Annotated in this window: 19 protein-coding genes and 1 pseudogene; 6 read left to right on the top strand and 14 right to left on the bottom strand. The window is 71.8% G+C overall.

Annotated elements, in window-relative coordinates:
- Positions 1–7: 7 nt before the first annotated feature.
- A complete protein-coding gene (locus QUE47_RS08520) occupies positions 8–346 on the bottom strand; it encodes a YtxH domain-containing protein (RefSeq protein WP_286216931.1) in 339 nt (112 codons plus the stop codon).
- 216 nt (positions 347–562) lie between these two features.
- On the opposite strand from QUE47_RS08520, the gene QUE47_RS08515 reads away from it, so the two are divergent.
- Positions 563–925: a VOC family protein gene (locus tag QUE47_RS08515; protein WP_286219442.1), complete on the top strand. Its 363-nt coding sequence runs from the start codon at positions 563–565 to the stop codon at positions 923–925.
- A gap of 123 nt (positions 926–1,048) precedes the next feature.
- Here QUE47_RS08515 and QUE47_RS08510 read toward each other — a convergent pair.
- A pseudogene (locus QUE47_RS08510) lies at positions 1,049–1,786 on the bottom strand (EamA family transporter); the annotation flags it as partial.
- Between the two features lie 63 nt (positions 1,787–1,849).
- Between QUE47_RS08510 and QUE47_RS08505 the strand changes: the two are divergent.
- Positions 1,850–2,392 (top strand): MarR family winged helix-turn-helix transcriptional regulator, encoded by a 543-nt coding sequence (locus QUE47_RS08505; protein ID WP_286216930.1) that lies wholly within the window; start codon positions 1,850–1,852, stop codon positions 2,390–2,392.
- Here the strand turns inward: QUE47_RS08505 and QUE47_RS08500 are convergent.
- Positions 2,380–3,657 carry an alpha-amylase family glycosyl hydrolase gene (locus QUE47_RS08500; protein ID WP_286216929.1) on the bottom strand — a complete coding sequence of 426 codons (1,278 nt, stop codon included), beginning with the start codon at positions 3,655–3,657 and terminating at the stop codon, positions 2,380–2,382. The two genes, QUE47_RS08505 and QUE47_RS08500, sit on opposite strands and share 13 nt — an antisense overlap.
- 61 nt (positions 3,658–3,718) lie before the next feature.
- Here QUE47_RS08500 and QUE47_RS08495 point away from each other — a divergent pair, with 61 nt between their 5' ends.
- Positions 3,719–4,363 carry a DUF2238 domain-containing protein gene (locus QUE47_RS08495; RefSeq protein WP_286216928.1) on the top strand — a complete coding sequence of 215 codons (645 nt, stop codon included), beginning with the start codon at positions 3,719–3,721 and terminating at the stop codon, positions 4,361–4,363.
- Positions 4,364–4,390: 27 nt separating this feature from the next.
- Here QUE47_RS08495 and QUE47_RS08490 read toward each other — a convergent pair whose 3' ends face one another.
- The 8 genes from QUE47_RS08490 to QUE47_RS08455 form a co-directional block, all read right to left on the bottom strand.
- Entirely contained in the window at positions 4,391–5,323 is a 933-nt protein-coding gene (locus QUE47_RS08490) for a formylglycine-generating enzyme family protein (RefSeq protein WP_286216927.1), read from the bottom strand.
- Positions 5,324–5,364: 41 nt separating this feature from the next.
- Entirely contained in the window at positions 5,365–6,828 is a 1,464-nt protein-coding gene (locus QUE47_RS08485; RefSeq protein ID WP_286216926.1) for a sulfatase family protein, read from the bottom strand.
- A complete protein-coding gene (locus QUE47_RS08480) occupies positions 6,825–8,315 on the bottom strand; it encodes a sulfatase family protein (protein WP_286216925.1) in 1,491 nt (496 codons plus the stop codon). Before QUE47_RS08480 ends, QUE47_RS08485 begins: the two co-directional genes overlap by 4 nt.
- Positions 8,316–8,397: 82 nt before the next feature.
- Positions 8,398–9,441, bottom strand: a complete 1,044-nt coding sequence (locus QUE47_RS08475) for an aliphatic sulfonate ABC transporter substrate-binding protein (protein WP_286216924.1) — start codon at positions 9,439–9,441, stop codon at positions 8,398–8,400.
- Positions 9,442–9,518: 77 nt separating this feature from the next.
- Positions 9,519–10,346: an ABC transporter ATP-binding protein gene (locus QUE47_RS08470; RefSeq protein ID WP_286216923.1), complete on the bottom strand. Its 828-nt coding sequence runs from the start codon at positions 10,344–10,346 to the stop codon at positions 9,519–9,521.
- Positions 10,343–10,816 (bottom strand): ABC transporter permease, encoded by a 474-nt coding sequence (locus QUE47_RS08465; protein WP_286216922.1) that lies wholly within the window; start codon positions 10,814–10,816, stop codon positions 10,343–10,345. Before QUE47_RS08465 ends, QUE47_RS08470 begins: the two co-directional genes overlap by 4 nt.
- Positions 10,756–11,262 carry an ABC transporter permease gene (locus QUE47_RS08460; RefSeq protein WP_286216921.1) on the bottom strand — a complete coding sequence of 169 codons (507 nt, stop codon included), beginning with the start codon at positions 11,260–11,262 and terminating at the stop codon, positions 10,756–10,758. Before QUE47_RS08460 ends, QUE47_RS08465 begins: the two co-directional genes overlap by 61 nt.
- The gene (locus tag QUE47_RS08455; RefSeq protein WP_286216920.1) at positions 11,259–12,491 is read right to left on the bottom strand and encodes an ROK family transcriptional regulator; all 1,233 of its coding nucleotides are present in this window, start codon (positions 12,489–12,491) and stop codon (positions 11,259–11,261) included. Before QUE47_RS08455 ends, QUE47_RS08460 begins: the two co-directional genes overlap by 4 nt.
- A gap of 132 nt (positions 12,492–12,623) precedes the next feature.
- Between QUE47_RS08455 and QUE47_RS08450 the strand changes: the two genes are divergently transcribed.
- Positions 12,624–13,184, top strand: coding sequence for a dihydrofolate reductase family protein (locus tag QUE47_RS08450; protein ID WP_286216919.1), 561 nt, complete (start codon positions 12,624–12,626; stop codon positions 13,182–13,184).
- Positions 13,185–13,226: 42 nt separating this feature from the next.
- Positions 13,227–13,517 carry a toxin-antitoxin system YwqK family antitoxin gene (locus tag QUE47_RS08445; RefSeq protein ID WP_286216918.1) on the top strand — a complete coding sequence of 97 codons (291 nt, stop codon included), beginning with the start codon at positions 13,227–13,229 and terminating at the stop codon, positions 13,515–13,517.
- On the opposite strand, the gene QUE47_RS08440 is transcribed toward QUE47_RS08445, so the two are convergent.
- Positions 13,514–13,981 carry a hypothetical protein gene (locus tag QUE47_RS08440; RefSeq protein ID WP_286216917.1) on the bottom strand — a complete coding sequence of 156 codons (468 nt, stop codon included), beginning with the start codon at positions 13,979–13,981 and terminating at the stop codon, positions 13,514–13,516. The genes QUE47_RS08445 and QUE47_RS08440 overlap by 4 nt on opposite strands.
- 87 nt (positions 13,982–14,068) lie before the next feature.
- Between QUE47_RS08440 and QUE47_RS08435 the strand changes: the two genes are divergently transcribed.
- Entirely contained in the window at positions 14,069–14,656 is a 588-nt protein-coding gene (locus QUE47_RS08435; protein ID WP_286216916.1) for a 1-acyl-sn-glycerol-3-phosphate acyltransferase, read from the top strand.
- A gap of 26 nt (positions 14,657–14,682) precedes the next feature.
- Here the strand turns inward: QUE47_RS08435 and QUE47_RS08430 are convergent, their stop codons facing one another.
- Positions 14,683–15,345: an MBL fold metallo-hydrolase gene (locus QUE47_RS08430; protein WP_286216915.1), complete on the bottom strand. Its 663-nt coding sequence runs from the start codon at positions 15,343–15,345 to the stop codon at positions 14,683–14,685.
- Between the two features lie 124 nt (positions 15,346–15,469).
- Positions 15,470–16,456: a hypothetical protein gene (locus tag QUE47_RS08425; protein ID WP_286216914.1), complete on the bottom strand. Its 987-nt coding sequence runs from the start codon at positions 16,454–16,456 to the stop codon at positions 15,470–15,472.
- Positions 16,457–16,646: the final 190 nt, after the last annotated feature.

The raw sequence follows: 16,646 nt of genomic DNA, 5'->3' as shown, positions 1-16,646 counted from the left end.
CAGACCTTCAGATGCGGTACTCGCCTCCCGCGGCGGGGGCGTCGTCCGCCCGGTGGGCGCCCGGCCCCGTTCCCGAGCCGCCCCGCACCTTCTCGACGACTGCGTCGACCAGGGCGGAGCCCTGCTCCTTGGCGACGTCCGAGACCTTCTGGCTCAGTGCCGCGCCCTGCTCCTTCGCGACGCTGCTCACCTTCTCCTGGGTCTGCCCGACGACGTCCTGCACCCGGTCGCTGTGCCACAGCTCGTCGGCGCGAGCGCGGAGCTGCTCGAACCGCTCCCGCCCGTCGCGCGTGCCCAGCACGTAGCCGATCGCGCCGCCGATGACGAACGCTGCCCTTGCCCTCATGTCGAACTCCCATCGTCCGTCGGTCCGGAGGCTCGACCGTAGGTCGGCCCACGGGGACCCGCACCTCGCGCGTCGTGCCGGACGGCGCGGCTCACGTCGGCAGCACGCCCCGCCCGCGCGTGACGCAGGGATGGCGCCGCCCCGGGCGCGGTCCTAGCCTCGAGGGGACGGGCGAACCTGCCCGCCAGGCGGGTATGACAGCACCGAGGAGACGTCGTGGCACACGGAGACATCACACACATCGACATCCCGGTCGCCGACATGGACGGGGCGACCAGGTTCTACGGCGGACTGTTCGGCTGGGAGATCGCCGAGGTGCCCGGGTTCGAGGGCTACCCCATGTGGGGTGCGCCGAACGGGGTCAGCGGCGGCGGTCTGGCCCCGCGCAGCGAGGGGTTCACGCAGCCGCGCAGCTACGTCGAGGTCGACTCGATCGACGACACGCTCGCGAAGGTGACCGAGCTCGGCGGTGCCGTCCAGATGGCGAAGTCCGAGATCACGCCGACGAGCTGGTGGGCCGTGTTCACCGACCCGGACGGCAACGTCGTCGGGCTCTTCGAGGGCAGCACCGAGGGCTGACGGGACGGCGGCGGGCCGGGAGCGCCGACCCGTCCTGCCCTGGAGCGCGGGGCGCGGGCGGCCGAGCACCACGCCGGCGAGGACGAGCCCGATGCCCGCCACTCCAGACACACCGAGCACTTCCCCGGCGACGAGCACGCCCAGCAGCACGCCGGTGAGGGGGTTGAGCAGCCCGAGGAGCCCGACGGTGCCCGCGGGGAGCCTGCGCAGGCCACCGAACCAGGCGACGGACGCGAGCGCCGTCGCGACGACCGCGACGTAGAGGTACGCCGCGATACCGGGCGCACCGACGGCCGGCGGGCCGCCCTCGACCAGCACGGCGAAGGGCAGCACGACGAGGCCGCCGGCGACGAGCTGCCACGCGGTCGACGCCACGAGGTCGACGTCGCGGGCCCAGCGTGTCGTCAGCGCGTACCCGACCGCGGACATGAGCATGGCTGCGACCGCGGCGGCCACGCCGAGCGGGTTCACCCCGCCGCCTGGTCCCACGAGCAGCGCGACTCCCCCGACGCCCACCGCGGCGCCGGTCAGCGCGAGGAGCCGTGGCCGCTGGGACAGCAGGGGCCACGCGACCAGCATCAGCGCGGCGGGCGACGCCGCCATGACGGTGGAGGCGACGCTCGCCGGGAGCAGCTGCGCGGCGACGTAGACGAGCACGTAGAACGCGCCCGAGGTCAGGGTGCCGAGCACCGCCGAGCGCCACCACCAGCGGCCGTGGGGCAGTCGGGGTCGCAGGGCGAGGAGCAGGAGCCCGGCCGGCAGCGCCCGCAGGACGGCGCCCCACAGGGGCGCGTCGGCGGGCAGCCACTCGCGGGTCACGAGGTAGGTGCTCCCCCACGCGACGGGAGCGAGTGCGGTCATGAGGACCGTCCGGTTATCTTCCACGGAAGACATAATCGCTTCCGGAGAAGATATATTCCTCCGATGAGCGACAGGGTGGACCGCATCCAGGCCGAGTGGGCACGTGAGCGCCCCGACCTCGACGTGAGCCCGCAAGGGACGATCGGCAGGCTGCACCGCGTCGCGGGCCACCTCACCGACGAGCTGACCGCCGTCTACGAGGCGCACGGCCTGGGCGAGGGCGAGTTCGACGTGCTCGCCGCCCTGCGGCGCGCGGGCGCACCGTACGAGCGCGCGCCCGGCGAGCTCGCCCGCAGCACGATGGTCACGACCGGCGCCATGTCGAAACGGGTCGACCGGCTCGAACGCGCCGGCCTGGTCTCGCGGCGGGTGTCGGACGGCGACGCGCGGGCCAGGGTCGTCGGGCTCACCCCGGCAGGGCTGGAGACGATCGACGCGGCGTTCACCGCGCACATGGCGAACGAGCACCGTCTGCTCGAGGGGTTCGACGACGACGAGCGGGCGACGCTGACCCGCCTGCTGACGCGATGGCTCGGTCAGTTCGAGGACGAGCCCGAGGGCGCCCCGGCACCGGGCCGACGTCGCGGCGAGCCTCAGACCTCCTGAGGCCCGCGCAACCGCCACGCGTGCGGGGCGATCTCTCCGGAGGCCCCGCGGGCGACGTCGTCCCCGAGGTTGAGCGCGAGCTCGGCCCGCTCCCCCGCCGGCCCGCTCGCCACGAGCACCGCCGAGGTGTTCGTCAGGTCCTGGACCTCGATCGTGGCGCGGGCGAGCCAGGGGTTGCGGCGCCGGAAGGCGATGGCCTCCTGGTGGGTCCGGTAGATGTCGGACGGCGGCCACTCGCCCGGGTCTGCCGGGAACTCCTGGCGTACGGCGTCGTCCCCGCCGAACCGCTCCTCCTTGACCCCGGTCAGGCCGCGCTCGTCGCCCGCGTAGACCGAGGGCGCACCGGCCACGAAGAACAGGATCGCGACCGCGTGCCCGACGTGCCGCGGGTCGAGCGCCGACGCGAGCCGCGTCACGTCGTGGTTCCCGAGGAACGTCTGCGGCAGGAAGCGCTCGGCGAACCCGTCGTGACGACCCAGGGTCCACGACAGCTCGAAGAGGTTCAGCGACGAGATCGCGCCCCGCACGGCCGCCCAGAGCTCGTACTCGGTGACCGAGTCGAGCCCGGACTCCTCGACGTACGCGACGTAGTCGCCGTGGATCATCTCGCCCACGAACCACGCCGCCGGGAACCGCTCGCGCAGCGGACCGACCGTCGCCCGCCAGAACTCCGGGTCCACGGCATACGCCGCGTCGAGCCGCCACCCGTCGATCCCCCGGTCGAGCCAGTGCGCCATGACGTCGGCGACCTCGGAGACGACCTCGGGGTTCGCGTGGTCGAGCGTGACGAGCGCGTCGTGACCCTCGAACGGGACGACCGGGACGCCGTCCACCACCCGCTCGCCGTCACCGGAGCGGAACCGCGCCGCCTCCGGGGAGCCGGGACCCGCCTCGACCGCCGCCCGCCACCACGGGTGCCCGCGGCCGACGTGGTTGAAGACGCCGTCGAGCAGCACGCGGACGCCGCGCTCGCGGCAGGCGGCGACCAGCGCGTCGAGGTCGGCGTCGTCGCCGAGGCGCGGGTCCACGCGGCGGTGGTCGACGGTGTCGTACCCGTGCGACTCCGAGGCGAACACCGGCCCCAGCAGCAGCCCGTTGCACCCGAGAGCGACGAGGTCGTCGAGCCAGGCGGTCAGCCGCCCGAGCGTGTGCTCGACCGGTCGCGCTCCCGGGTCGCCGGGCGTCGTCTGCGCCCCGACGAACCCCAGCGGGTACACGTGCCACCAGATCGCGGTGTCGGCCCAGTCACGCGACGAGGTGTCCATCCCTCGATCCTCGCAGCAATTGCCCGCGGCCACGCGGCCCGGACCCGCTACGATCCGGCGCATGACACGCCGCTCGCTCCCCGTGTGGGTGCCGATCCTCGTCCTGCTGCTCACCGTCGGGCAGCTCGCTGTCGCGGAGTGGTGGCCGGGCATCGCACGGTTCGAGAACAAGGCGTTCGGCGCCAGACTCGTCGCGTATCCCGCGATGATGCTGCTCGCGCCGGCGCTCTGGTGGGTCGTCGTGAAGCGGCGCGACGCTGCGGCGAGGCCGCCGTGGACGGCCTTCACGCTCATCATGCTGCCGTTCCTCATCGACGTGACCGGGAACAGCTTCAACCTGTACGACACGATCGTCTGGTGGGACGACGCGAACCACTACTTCAACTGGCTGCTCCTGCTCTCGGGGATCGGGGTGCTGATCGCCGGGCGGATCCGGCCACGCTGGGCGCAGGTGCTGCTCGTCACCGGCGCGGGCGCGATCCTCGCGATCCTCTGGGAGCTCGGCGAGTACCTCACCTTCATCCGCCAGGGCACCGAGCTCGACGTGGCCTACCAGGACACGCTCGGCGACCTCACGCTCGGGACCCTCGGCGCGCTGACCGCCGGGTTCGTCGTGTGGGCGTGGTCGCGGCGGGCCACCGACGTCGACGCCGCCGCCGCCGCGAGCAGCGCGACCGAGGGGCCCGCTCGAACCGTCGCGGAGTGATCGCGGTCGGCCGGATCGTGTGACCGACTACCGCGCGACCCGGAAGCCGATGTGCGTCGTCGCCGAGTCCGGCGTCTGCGGCGACCGCGCCGCGGGCCGGTAGCGCAGGCAGTACTCGGGAGCGCACAGGTGCGAGCCGCCCTTGAGCACCCGCCGTCCGTCGTCCGGACCCGACCGCGGACCCGCCGCGGGGCTGCAGCCGCAGGTGCAGGCCGGCCCCTCGCCGTCGGACGACGTCGCCCGCCCGCCGTGGCCGTCCGTCCACGCGTCCGCGGTCCACTCCCAGACGTTGCCCGTCATGTCGAACAGGCCGAAGCCGTTGGGCGGGAACGATCCGACCGGGGCGGTGCCGACCCACCCGCCGGTGCCGGCGCCCTCGTTGCGGTACGGGAACCGGCCCTGCCAGGTGTTCGCGCGCGAGCCGTCGTTCGGCTCCTCGCCCCAGGCGTAGGTCGCGCCGTCCAGGCCGCCACGGGCTGCGAGCTCCCACTCGGCCTCCGTGGGCAGGCGCAGCCCGCACCACGCGGCGTACGCCGAGGCGTCCTCGAGCGAGACCTGGACGACCGGGTGGTTCTCCAGCCCGTCGACCGACGCGCCGGCGCCCGACGGCCGGTGCCAGCAGGCACCCGGCTGCCACCGCCACCACTGCCGCCAGTCACGCAGGTCCACCGGCCCCGACGTCGGCGTGAACACCAGCGAGCCGGGCTCCAGGTTCGCCGGGTCGACACCCGGGAAATCCGCCGGGTCGAGCGGACGCTCCGCCGTCGTGACGTAGCCGGTCGCGTCGACGAAGCGCGCGAACTCGCGGTTGGTCACGGCGTGACGACCGAGCTCGAAGGTCGCGACCGTCGCGTCGACGACCGGGCCCTCCTCCGGGTAGAAGTCCTCGGACCCCAGGCGAAAGGTGCCGCCCTCGATCCGCACCAGGTCGATCGCGACCTGCCCCGCGCCGTCCGACATCGCTCGTCCCTCTCCTCCCGGGCCGCTCGGCCCTGCGCCGCTCACGACCGCTCGTCGCCTCCCTGGGCAGCCGCGATCCCCGCCGGGACCGGCTGGCCGGGGTGCGGCTCGTCGTCCACCGCTGCCTGAGCCTTCCACATCGCGACCTCCAGCCGGGCACGCACCTCCGCGTACGCAGGGTCGTCGGCGACGTTGCGGAGCTCCTCGGGATCCTCCTGCAGGTCGTACATCTCCCACTCGCCGGAATAGGTGAACGGCCCGGTACCCGCGAGACCCAGCCCGTCGTTGTAGAAGTAGATGATCTTGTAGCGGTCGTCGCGGTACCCGTAGTGCGCGGGCGCCTTGTGGAACTCGTCGTCGTGCTCCCAGTACCGGTAGTAGAAGCCCGCAGGGCGAGGGCCGCCGTCCTGCGCTCCCGTGAGGTCGCCCCAGAAGCTGCGGCCCTGCATGCGCGGGTGCGGCTCCACCCCGGCCGCATCGAGGATGGTCCTCGCGAGGTCGACGTTGGTGACGATCCCGTCGTGGGCCTGCTCCTCACGGCTTTCCCCGGCCGGCAGTGCGCGCGGGTAGGACAGGAGGAACGGCATGCGGATCGACTCCTCGTACATGAACCGCTTGTCGAACCACCCGTGGTCGCCCAGGAAGAACCCCTGGTCGGACGAATACATGAGCAGCGTGTCCTCGAAGTCCCCGCGGTCGCGCAGCCAGTCGACGACGCGGCCCACGTTGTCGTCCACCGAGGCGACGCAGCGCAGGTAGTCCTCCATGTAGCGCTGGTACTTCCACAGCGCCAGCGCGTCCTGGTCGAGACCCGGCGGCGGGTCGACCTTGAGGTCCTCGGCGTTCAGGTGCTCGGCGATCCGCATCGCCGCCCGCCGCGACGACGACGTGCGCGTCGCGTAGTCGTCCGTGAACGTCTCCGGCACCGGGATCGGGGCGGTGTAGAGGTCAGCGTGCGCCGCGTCCGGCTGCCACGGCCGGTGCGGCGCCTTGTGCCACAGCAGCAGGCACCACGGCTCGTCGCCGTCGAGCGACTCCGCCCAGCGCAGCCCGAGGTCCGTCACGACGTCCGTCGCGTAGCCCGGCTCGGTGCGCAGCCCGTCCTCGGACAGGAACGTCGGGTCGTGGTACTCGCCCTGCTCGATGAGCACGTCCCAGTAGTCGAAACCCTGCGGGTCGTGCCCCTCCCCGTCACCCATGTGCCACTTGCCGACGACGGCGGTGCGATACCCGGCCGCGCGCAGCTGCGACACGAACGTGGGCTGGCTCGCGTCGACGGGGGTCGACAGGGTCGTGACGCCGTTGACGTGGCTGTACGTCCCCGTGAGGATCGAGGCCCGGCTCGGCGAGCACAGCGAGTTCGTCGCATAGCAGCGGTCGAGCCGCAGGCCCGCCGCGCCGACCTCGTCGATGCGGGGCGTCTCGTTCACCACTGACCCGTAGGCGCCGATGGCGTGCGCGGCGTGGTCGTCCGTGAGGATCAGGACGACGTTCGGGCGCCTCACAAGGTCACCCTCTCCCCCGGATCCGCCTGGTAGGTGGTCTCGTCCAGGCCCGACTGGGTCGGGTCGTAGTCCACCTCGCCGACGTCGTACATCGTGGTCATCCAGTGGTAGAAGTTGTCGCCCCGCTCGCGCAGGACCCGGTAGAGCCGGCCCATCATCCGACGCCTGATCTCGTCCATCTCGGGCCTGCCGTAGACGTTGGTCATCTCGTCCGGGTCCTCGAGCAGGTCGTAGAGCTCGTTCGTCGAGTCCGGGTTCACCACCAGCTTGTACCGGTCCTCCCGGAGCATCCGCTGCGGGTACGGGAAGTGGTGCCCGTGGAACTCGCAGACGATGTCCTCGTCCCAGGGGACGTCCTGGCCCTCGGCCATCGGCAGGAGGCTCCGCGAGTCCACGGCCGGCGCCGGGTCGATCCCGGCGAGGTCGAGGATCGTCGCGGTGCAGTCCAGGAGGCTGACGAACTCCGTCCGCACCTGCCCTTCGGGACCACCGGGCACCCGCAGGAGCCCGGGCGTCCGGTAGATGTCCTCGTACATCGCCGGGCCCTTGTCGTGGAGCCGGTGCGACCCCGTGAACTCGCCGTGGTCGCACGTGAAGAACACCGCGGTGTCGTCGACGAGCCCGAGCCGCTCGAGAGCGTCCATGACCCGGCCGATCTGCTGGTCGATGAGGGTGACGTACCCCCAGTAGACCGCGATCAGCTTGCGCGTCACCTCGATCGGCATGGTGTCGAACGTCCAGTGGGCGCTGTAGTTGGCCTGCACCGGAGGCTTGCCCTCGAAGGTCTCGGCGATCGACGCCGGGAGCTCCACGTCGGCCGGGTCCACCATGTCGAAGTACTCGTCCGGGACGATGTACGGCAGGTGCGGGCCGAAGAAGTTGAGCTCCAGGAAGAACGGTCGCGCCCCGCTGCGGAACTCGTCCGCGTAGCGCTCCAGCAGCTCGATGGTCCGTGTCGCCAGGTAGTGCTCGAACGTGGCCTCCACCGGCTGGTGGAGACGCGCGGCGAGCAGGTTCCCCGGCCCGCCGTTCGGCAGCGTGCCGCGGATCCGGTCGCTGATCTCGTAGGGCGGCAGGTCGTTCTCGGCGAGGTACGCGAGGTAGTCGGCGTTGTCGACCGGGTTGTGCCACCCGGGCAGGTCCGGGCCGTCGAACCCGAAGTCCGCCGCGGCCCGCTCGGTGCCCGCGTGCCACTTGCCGACGAGGCCAGTGTTGTACCCGGCGCCACGGAGGGCCTCCACGAAGGTGAACGTCCCCGGAGCGAGGTCCTCCAGGTAGCCCACGTTGCGCTCGTGGTTCGCGAGCACCCGGTGGCGGAACGGCGCCTGGCCGGTCAGGAGGCTGGCGCGCGCCGGCGTGCAGATCGCCGTCGGCGTGTACCAGCGGTCGAACCGGGTACCGGTCCGGGCCAGCTCGTCGAGCACCGGGGTCGACGCGTGCACGTTCCCGTAGGCGCCCAGCGTGTCGACCCGGTGCTGGTCGGTCATGAGGAACAGGACGTTCCGCGCCGGGCGGGGCGCCGACGTGGTCGACCCCCGCCCGACGTGGTACCGCCCAGGTGGTTCGAGCTCACTTGCCCGCCTCGAGGAACATGTCACCGAGGTAGTACTCGGACGGCTCGACCTGGGCGTCCAGCTTGCCCGCGCCGACGAAGTAGTCGCCCATGCCGGTGAGCCAGCCGTCCACGGTGCCGTCCTCGGTCATCGTGTCGATCTCGTCGAGGCTCAGCACCTGCACGTTCGCCGCGTCGCCCTCGACGTCCTCGACCGCGAGGTCGTTGAACGCCGCGGTGAGCTCGATGGCGCTGTCCATGTTCTCAGCGCGGTAGTCGATCGCCTCGCGCAGCACGGCGAGCACGCGCTCGACCTTCTCCGGGTCGTTCGCCACCAGGTCGTTGCCCGCCACGAAGGCCGTCGGGAACGAGACCGAGTCCTCGAAGTCCTTGTTCGAGGCGATCTCCACGAGGTCCGGCACCTGCTCCTTGACGGTCGCGAGCGCCGGGTACCAGAGCCCGGCACCGTCGACCTGGCCCGACGAGAGCGCTGCGACGATCGCCGCCGGCTCCATCGGCACGACCTCGATGTCGTCCTTCGTCATGCCCGCGTCCTGGAGGGCGAGGGTGAGGATCATGTCGCCCGAGGTGCCCTCGGGCACGGCGACCTTCTTGCCCCGCAGGTCCTCCATGGACTCGATGCCCGGCTGGCCGACGACGCGGTCCGCCTGACCGAGCGTGTTCATCGCGACGATCTTCGCCTGGCCCGACGCCGGCAGCCAGAAGGCGCCCGGGCCGATGTACCCGAAGTCCAGGTCGCCGGTACCGAGGGCCTGGATCTGGAGGGGGCCGTTCGTGAACGACGGGGTGTTGATCTCGATGTTGTGCTCGTCCCACATCCCCTGGTCCTCGGCGATGGCCAGCAGGCTCGTGCCGTTGAAGTCGGGGATGAAGCCGAAGTTGACGTCGATCGTCTCTTCCGAGCTGCCGCCGTCCGACGCGCCGGCGCCGTCGCCGGACGACGCGGCGTCCGCGCCGGAGTCGGACGAGCACGCCGCAGCGCTGAGAGCGAGGGTCGCGGCGACGAACGAGACGCCGAGGGTCTTCCTGGTGATGCGCATGACAGTCCTCTTCCTTGGGGGTGGTCAGGCAGGTGAACGGGGCAGAACAGGTCGAACAGGCAGGTCGGGCGGGTGGATCAGACCCGCGCGGTGGCCGACGCGTCGGCAGCGGTGCCGGGCGTCTGGTGGTAGACGGAGGTCCAGATCCGGTTGCGCAGCTCCGCGAACTCGGGGCTGAGGCGGACCTCCTCGGTGCGGGGGTACGGCAGGTCGATGTCGATGACGTCGTAGATCCGCCCCGGGCGCGCGGCCATGACCACGACACGGTTGGCGAGGAACACGGCCTCGTCGACGTCGTGCGTGATGAACACGACGGTGCGCTTCTCGCGGCTCCAGGTCTCCAGGAGCTGCTCCTGGAGCCGGACCCGGGTCAGCGCGTCGAGCGCCCCGAACGGCTCGTCCATGAGGAGGATCGACGGGTCGACGGCGTAGGCGCGGGCGATCGCGCAGCGCTGCTTCATGCCGCCCGACAACATCTTCGGGAGCGCGTCCGCGAACTGCTCGAGCCCGACGAGCCTGATGAAGTGCTCGGCGCGCTCTCGCCGTTCCGCCTTGGCGTAACCGGCGACCTTCAGGCCGAACTCCACGTTCTTGCGGACCGTGAGCCACGGGAAGAGCGCGTACTGCTGGAAGATCACGCCGCGCTCGGGTCCGGGTCCCGACACCTCCGTGCCGTCCACCAGGGCGTGCCCGGCGGTCGTCTCGTCGAGGCCCGCGAGGATGTTCATCAGGGTCGACTTGCCGCAGCCGGACGGCCCGACGACCGTCACGAACTCGTTGTCGGAGATGTCGAGGTTGACGCGCTCGAGCGCGACGAACTCCTCGTTCTTGAGGTCGAAGGTCTTGCGGACGTCCTGGACGGAGATCTTGGCCTCGGTCCGCTGTCCGGGGGTCGTGGTCGTCATCGTCGTTCCTGCCATCCGGTGAGCTTGGTCTCGGCGAGGAGAAGGAGCCGGTCCATCACGAGACCGAGGATCCCGATCGCGATGATGTCGACGAAGATCGTCGCCAGGTCGTAGTAGAGCTGCGCCTGCTGCATCCGGTAGCCGAGGCCGGCCTGCGCGGCGAGGAGCTCCGCGGCGACGAGCGTCGCCCAGGCGGAACCGAGGCCGACCCGCATGCCCACGAGGATGAACGGCGTGGACGCCGGGACCACGACGCGGGCGAAGATGCGGCCGTCCTTCGCGCCGAGGACGCGTGCCGCGTTGATGAGCGTCTTGTCGACCCCGACGACGCCCTGGTACGTCGAGATGACGCACGCGAGGAACGCCGCGAGGAAGATCACGAAGACCTTGGGGAGCTCGCCGATACCCATCAGCACGAGGACGAGCGGGAGCAGCGCGAGCGGGGGATCGTGCGGAAGAACTGGATCCACGGCTCGAACAGTCCTCGGGCGACGGTGTACCAGCCCATGAGGAACCCGACGGGGATCGCGAGCGCCGAGCCGATGAGGAACCCGGTGAGCACACGGCCGAGGCTGGCGAGGATGTCCTTCTGCAGGATCCCGTTCGACCACATCTCGCCCGCCTTCTCCACGACCTCGGGCGGTGTCGGGAACTGGAACCCGGCGAGCGACATGACCCACCAGGTGGCGATGCCCATGACGATCGAGAAGGCGTTGAGCAGGCGGAGCCTGGTCTTCTTGTCCATCGTGCGCCGACGCGTCGTCGTCCGAGGGGACGACGGTCCGTCAGCCGAGCGGCCCGCGCCACCGGACGTCCCGTCCGTGCTGACCGGGACGGCCGCGGCCGTCCCGGCGGCGACGGCGTCGCCGCCGGGCTCCGGCCCGTTGCGCGCCACGCTGTAGGTCGAGGTGGTCACTGTGCGCTCCTTTGCGTCTCGCTCGCGCCGAACGACCCGGGTTCCGGGTAGCCCGCGAGCAGTGGGGACTGGTGGAATGTCGCGGCGAGGGCGCCCTGTGCGCCGTCGCTGTCGCGGAGCCGACCGGCGCGCACGGTGCACGCGTCAGAGGTCGGGATCGAATGGAGCTCGTACCGGAGGGTCGAGGCGGCCTGCTCGACGATCACCGGGGCGACGTGCACGATCTCGCCGCCGATGACCACCTCGGTGGGGTCCAGGGTCATGGCTGCTGCCCCGAGCACACGCCCGACCGCGGCACCGACCTCGCGCAGGACGGCGTCGACCACCGGGTCGGCGCGATCCACGGCGACGGCGAGGCCGTCGAGGTCCTCGACGTCCGCCCCACGGCTCCGGCACGCCGCGAGGATCGCGGGGACGGAGGCGACCGTCTCGAGGCACCCCCGCTTGCCGCAACGGCAGAGGACTCCGCCGGGGTCGGAGGTCACGTGACCGAGCTCGCCGGCGAATCCCCGTGATCCACGGACCAGGCGTCCGTCGACCACGAGACCGCCGCCGACGCCGTCCGACAGCCTGACGTAGGTCAGGTCGCTGGGGCCGTCGGGCCCGGACACCGCCTCGGCGAGTGCCGCCAGGCGGGTGTTGTTGTCGACGACCACGGGAGCGTCGTACCGCTGGGCGAAGGCCTCGTCGACGCCGACCGGGGTGGCGTCGCGGTTCCAGGCGACCGGGGCCGCGTCGCCCGGGCGTGCCCCCGTGTAGGGGCCCGGCACGCCGATGCCGACGGCCTGGAGTGCACCCAGGTGCAGGCCGTGCTCGACCGTGAGCGCGTCGACGGCGTCGAACGCGAGATCGAGCCGGTCGTCCCAGGGCGTCGAGTCGTCGTAGCGGACGAGTCCGGACGCGACGATCTCGTGCGAGGCGTTGGCGATGGCCACGTGCACGCGTCGGTGCCCGAAGTCCACGCCGAGGTACTGCCCCGCGGACGGATCCAGAGCGAGCCGCTCGGCCGGGCGCCCACTGCCACGACGCACGTCCGCATCGGTGTCGACCTTCGTGATCGCGCCGCGCCCGAGGAGGTCCGCCGTGATCTCCGACAGCGTCGTCCGCGACAGCCCCACCCGCTTCGCGAGGGCGGCCCGGCTCAGGGCTCCCTCCACTCGTAGCGCGACGAGCACCCTCTGCTCGTTCGCGCGGCGCACCTCTGCGTTGACCCCGGTCGTCGTCGACATGTGGGGAACCGTACGGACGTCAGGTTGTTTTGTCAACGGCTAGTCAGAAAGAACGTTTCATTCGTCCTATCTGCGCTCAGAATCCCCGCGGGCCTGGGTTGCGGACGCCGGGACAGCGGGGATCATCGCCTCATGGCGCGCCTCGTGTACTCCGCGATCGCCTCGCTCGACGGCTTCATCGCCGACAGCGACGGCGACTTCACCTTCGCCGAGCCCGACGCCGAGGTGCACGCGTACATCAACGACCTGTCCCGCGGCATCGGCACCTTCCACCACGGCCGGCGCACCTGGGACGTGATGAAGGTGTGGCAGGACCTCCCGACCGGCCCCGACGAGCCGCCGGAGATGAACGACTTCGCCGAGATCTGGCGCTCCGCTGACAAGGTCGTCCACTCGACGACGATCGAGCCGCCGTCCACGCCCCGGACGACGCTGGAGCGGGGATTCGACGCCGCGGCCGTCCGCGCCGCCACGGACGCCGCCGTGCGGGACGTCGCCATCGACGGCCCGACCCTCGCCGCCCACGCGTTCACAGCCGGGATCGTCGACGACGTGCACCTGTTCCTCCACCCCGTGCTCGTCGGCAGCGGGCTGCGGGCGCTGCCCGACGGCGTCCGGCTGGACCTGGAGCTCGTCCACGAGTGTCGCTTCGCGTGCGGGGTCGTCCATCTGCACCACCGAGTGCGGCGGTGACCGGCCCGGCGGGCACCTCGCGGCGTGAGGCACGATGACCTCATGAGCACGACCAACCCGACCCCGCACTGCCCCGACCCGGCGCACGAACCGGGCGCTCCCCCGGCGACCGAGGTGCACGAGCACGTCGAGCGGCACAAGGACGGCACCGTGCGCGGGCGCGGTCCGATGCTCGGGACCGTCCCCCAGGGGTACTGGGAGTGGTTCCGGCTCGACGGCACGATGATGCGCTCGGGGACGCTCCGCGACGGCGAGCAGGTCGGCGAGTGGACGACGTACGACCGCCAGGGCGTCCCGTACAAGACGACGGACAAGGGCGGGTCGGACAGCTAGCGCCCCGGCGGTACCGCGGGTGTGTCCTGCCGACGGCGCCGACGGCGGTCTTCGATCAGGCGCCCGCCACCCGCTCCGAGCGCGCCGGCCACGGCGAACACCGCCGCGAGCCCCGGCGTCGGCTGGAGGATCCCGACGAGCATCACGATCACCGCAGCCAGGACCGCGCCCACCACGGCGAGCGCCCCCACGTGCTTCGCGACGCCGACGACGTCGCGCATGCCGTAGGCGACGAGCCATCCGACCGGCCAGCCGACCACGACCGTCAGGAGCGTGACGGGTATCGCTGCCAGCGCCGCGACGTACGCCACCGGGCCGACGTCCTCGGCCGGACCGGCGACGGCGAAGACCACGACGAGCAGCAGGAGGGTCGCGTACAGGATCAGGAGGCACCACCCGCACGTCCGGATCGCGATCCCTGCGGCGACGCGGGACGCCGACGGCTCGTCTCCCGGCTCTTCCATCACGCGAGACTAGCGCCGGTCGTCGACGAGGCCGGGGCCGAGGTCCGGCGGACCGCAGAACTCGGCGCCGCCCCGTACCGTTGCGCCATGATCCGCCACGCGCTCGCCAGCATCTACTGGCGGTTCAGCCGCTACACGCTCATCCGTGAGTCGCCTGCCGTCGACCGCCCGCGCCTGCTCATCGGCGCCCCGCACACGTCGAACTGGGACTTCGTGATCATGCTCGCGATCACGTGGGACGCGCGGATCCCGGTGCGCTGGCTCGGCAAGCACACCCTGTTCACGGGATGGCGCGGCCCGATCATGCGCGGCCTGGGCGGCATCGCCGTGGACCGCCGAGACCCGAGCCGGGTCGTGGAGGAGGTTCTCGAGCGTCTGCGCTCCGGCGAGACGTTCGCGCTCGTCGTGACCCCGGAGGGCACCCGGGGCGCCGGCGACTACTGGAAGTCCGGCTTCTACCGCATCGCGCAACAGGCGGGCCTGCCGCTCACCCTCGGGTTCGTCGACCGCCCGACGATGACGACCGGGCTCGGGCCGACCCTGGAGCTCACCGGCGACGTGGCCGCCGACATGGACCGGATCCGCGCGTTCTACGCGGACAAGGCCGGGATGGTCCCGGAGTTCCGCACCGAGCCCCGGCTCCGGAACGAGGACGCGGCACCCGAGGAGCTCTAGGTCCGCCGACCCGCACCCAGCGCTGGTCAGAGGTCGAACGACTCGCCGACCTCGGGACGCAGCACCGTCGTGCCCTCCGGCGCGAACTTCTCCATCAACCCGCGATGGAGCTCCCGGTGCGCCGTGGCGAGTCCGGCGTCGTGCACCGGGACGGCGACGCGCGGCGCGACCGCTCGCAGGTAATCGATCGACTCCGAGAGCTTCATCCACGGCGCGCCGGTCGGCAGGAGGAGCACGTCGACGTCGAACTCGGGCACCGCGAACGCATCGCCCGGCGCGAAGACCCGGTCTGCAATCCGGTAGGCGAGGTTCGCGGGGACCGGCACCCCCGGGTAGACCTCTTCGTGCGCCGAGGTGGACACCTCGACCGAGACACCGGCGATCTTCAGCGTCCCGGGACCGGTGACGACCACGCCGTTCGCGCCGACGTCCTCGAGGACGCTCGCGGTGCTCGGGTCTCCGTGGACGGCCACGGGACCGGCCGACTGCAGACGCCGTACCTGCTCCGCGTCGACGTGGTCCGGGTGGGCGTGGGTCACGAGGACCGCATCCAGGCCGTCGACGGCGTCGAGCGGAGGAGTCAGGTTGCCGGGGTCGAGCATGATCCTCGCGAGCGCCCCGGAGCCGCTCCGGACGTCGACGAGCACGCACGAGTGCCCGAGGGTGGTCAATCGGATGGTGGAGCTCACGCTTACCTCTTCCGTCGTGCGAGTCGTACCCGTCGTCGCTGTCGTGGCCGTCATGGCAGTCGTCTGCCCTCGAGAGCCGTCTCTGCCCACGAGAGCCATCATGGCCGACGCAGCCGCCGTGGCCTCACTCCACCATCCTGCCCCGGCTCGCGTCGCCGCTCCTCGGCCCACCCGACCCGGCGCCCTCGCCGTCACTGTCCTCGCTCAGGTCCTCGCTCGTGTCGATGGTCGAGGTCGTCGTGCCGTAGTCGTTCTGCCATCCCGCGATCAGCCAGTCCTCGCCGTGCCGGGTCACGTAGTAGGTAAACGTCCCCGTCACGAGCTCGGAGGCGTCGCGCCCCCAGGTCTCGACGGGCCGGGAGAACGTCGACTCGAAGTCGAAGCCGAGCGCCTCCTGCTCCTCGCCCCAGGTGATCCCTGTCGGTGACACGAGGACACGGTCGATGCGGCCACCGCGGTCGGAGTAGCGCGGCGTCCCGCGGCCCATGACCTCGCTCGCCGCGACGACGACCGTTCCCGCACGTTCCGTGGCGAGCGCGTCCTCGACCTGGTCGCGGATGGTCGGGTCGAACCGGTGGCTGTTCTCCGCGAACCAGCGGGCCTGCGCCGAGGGCGCCGGGTTGTCGGAGAGCACTGAGTCGAACACCTCGGACACCATGAACCGCATCACCGTCGCGTAGGCCGCCGACACGTCGGAGTCGTCCCACCCGGGGTCGTTGTCGGCGAGCGCGTCGATGGCCCACTGCGCGTCGAGCAGCTCCGCGTCGTCCGCCAGCTCGATCTGCCGGTAGCGCCCGATCCCGTCGTCGCTCAGCTCGTCCGAGTAGCGGACGCCCGCGTCGACCGTTGGCCGGCTGAGGCGGACCGGGTCGACCGTGGCCGCGTCTGCGCCCTCCGCTGCACCAGCGCCGTCCGAGCCGCCGTCCGCGCCTTCCGAGCCGTCTGCGTCGTCACCGCCGGCGGAGCTTTCACCGCCCCCGTCCTCGGCAGAACCGAACGAGGTCGAGCCCACCTCGCTCTCGCCGTCCGACGCCTGGCCCGCGGAGATCGGGGCCAGGGCACAACCGGTCACCACCCCGGCGACGACCGCCACGGCGCAGCAGGCCGTCACCGTCCGCTTCCGGAGCGCCGACGCTCGCGTCGAATCCGTCGTCCTGCACACCATCTCGTCCCCCTGCCCGGGCGCCCCGGCGGCACCCACGACGCTGGACGCTAGGGCCGCGAGCACCGGGCGGGACGCGCCGCGACAGCGGCTTGGGGACGGCCATGACGGACCCCGCGCCTGTGGACGACTCTGTTCC

The organism is Paraoerskovia sediminicola (assembly GCF_030296575.1).
GTDB classification, from domain to species: Bacteria; Actinomycetota; Actinomycetes; order Actinomycetales; family Cellulomonadaceae; genus Paraoerskovia; species Paraoerskovia sediminicola.
This window is presented reverse-complemented; position numbering and strand designations above follow the sequence as displayed.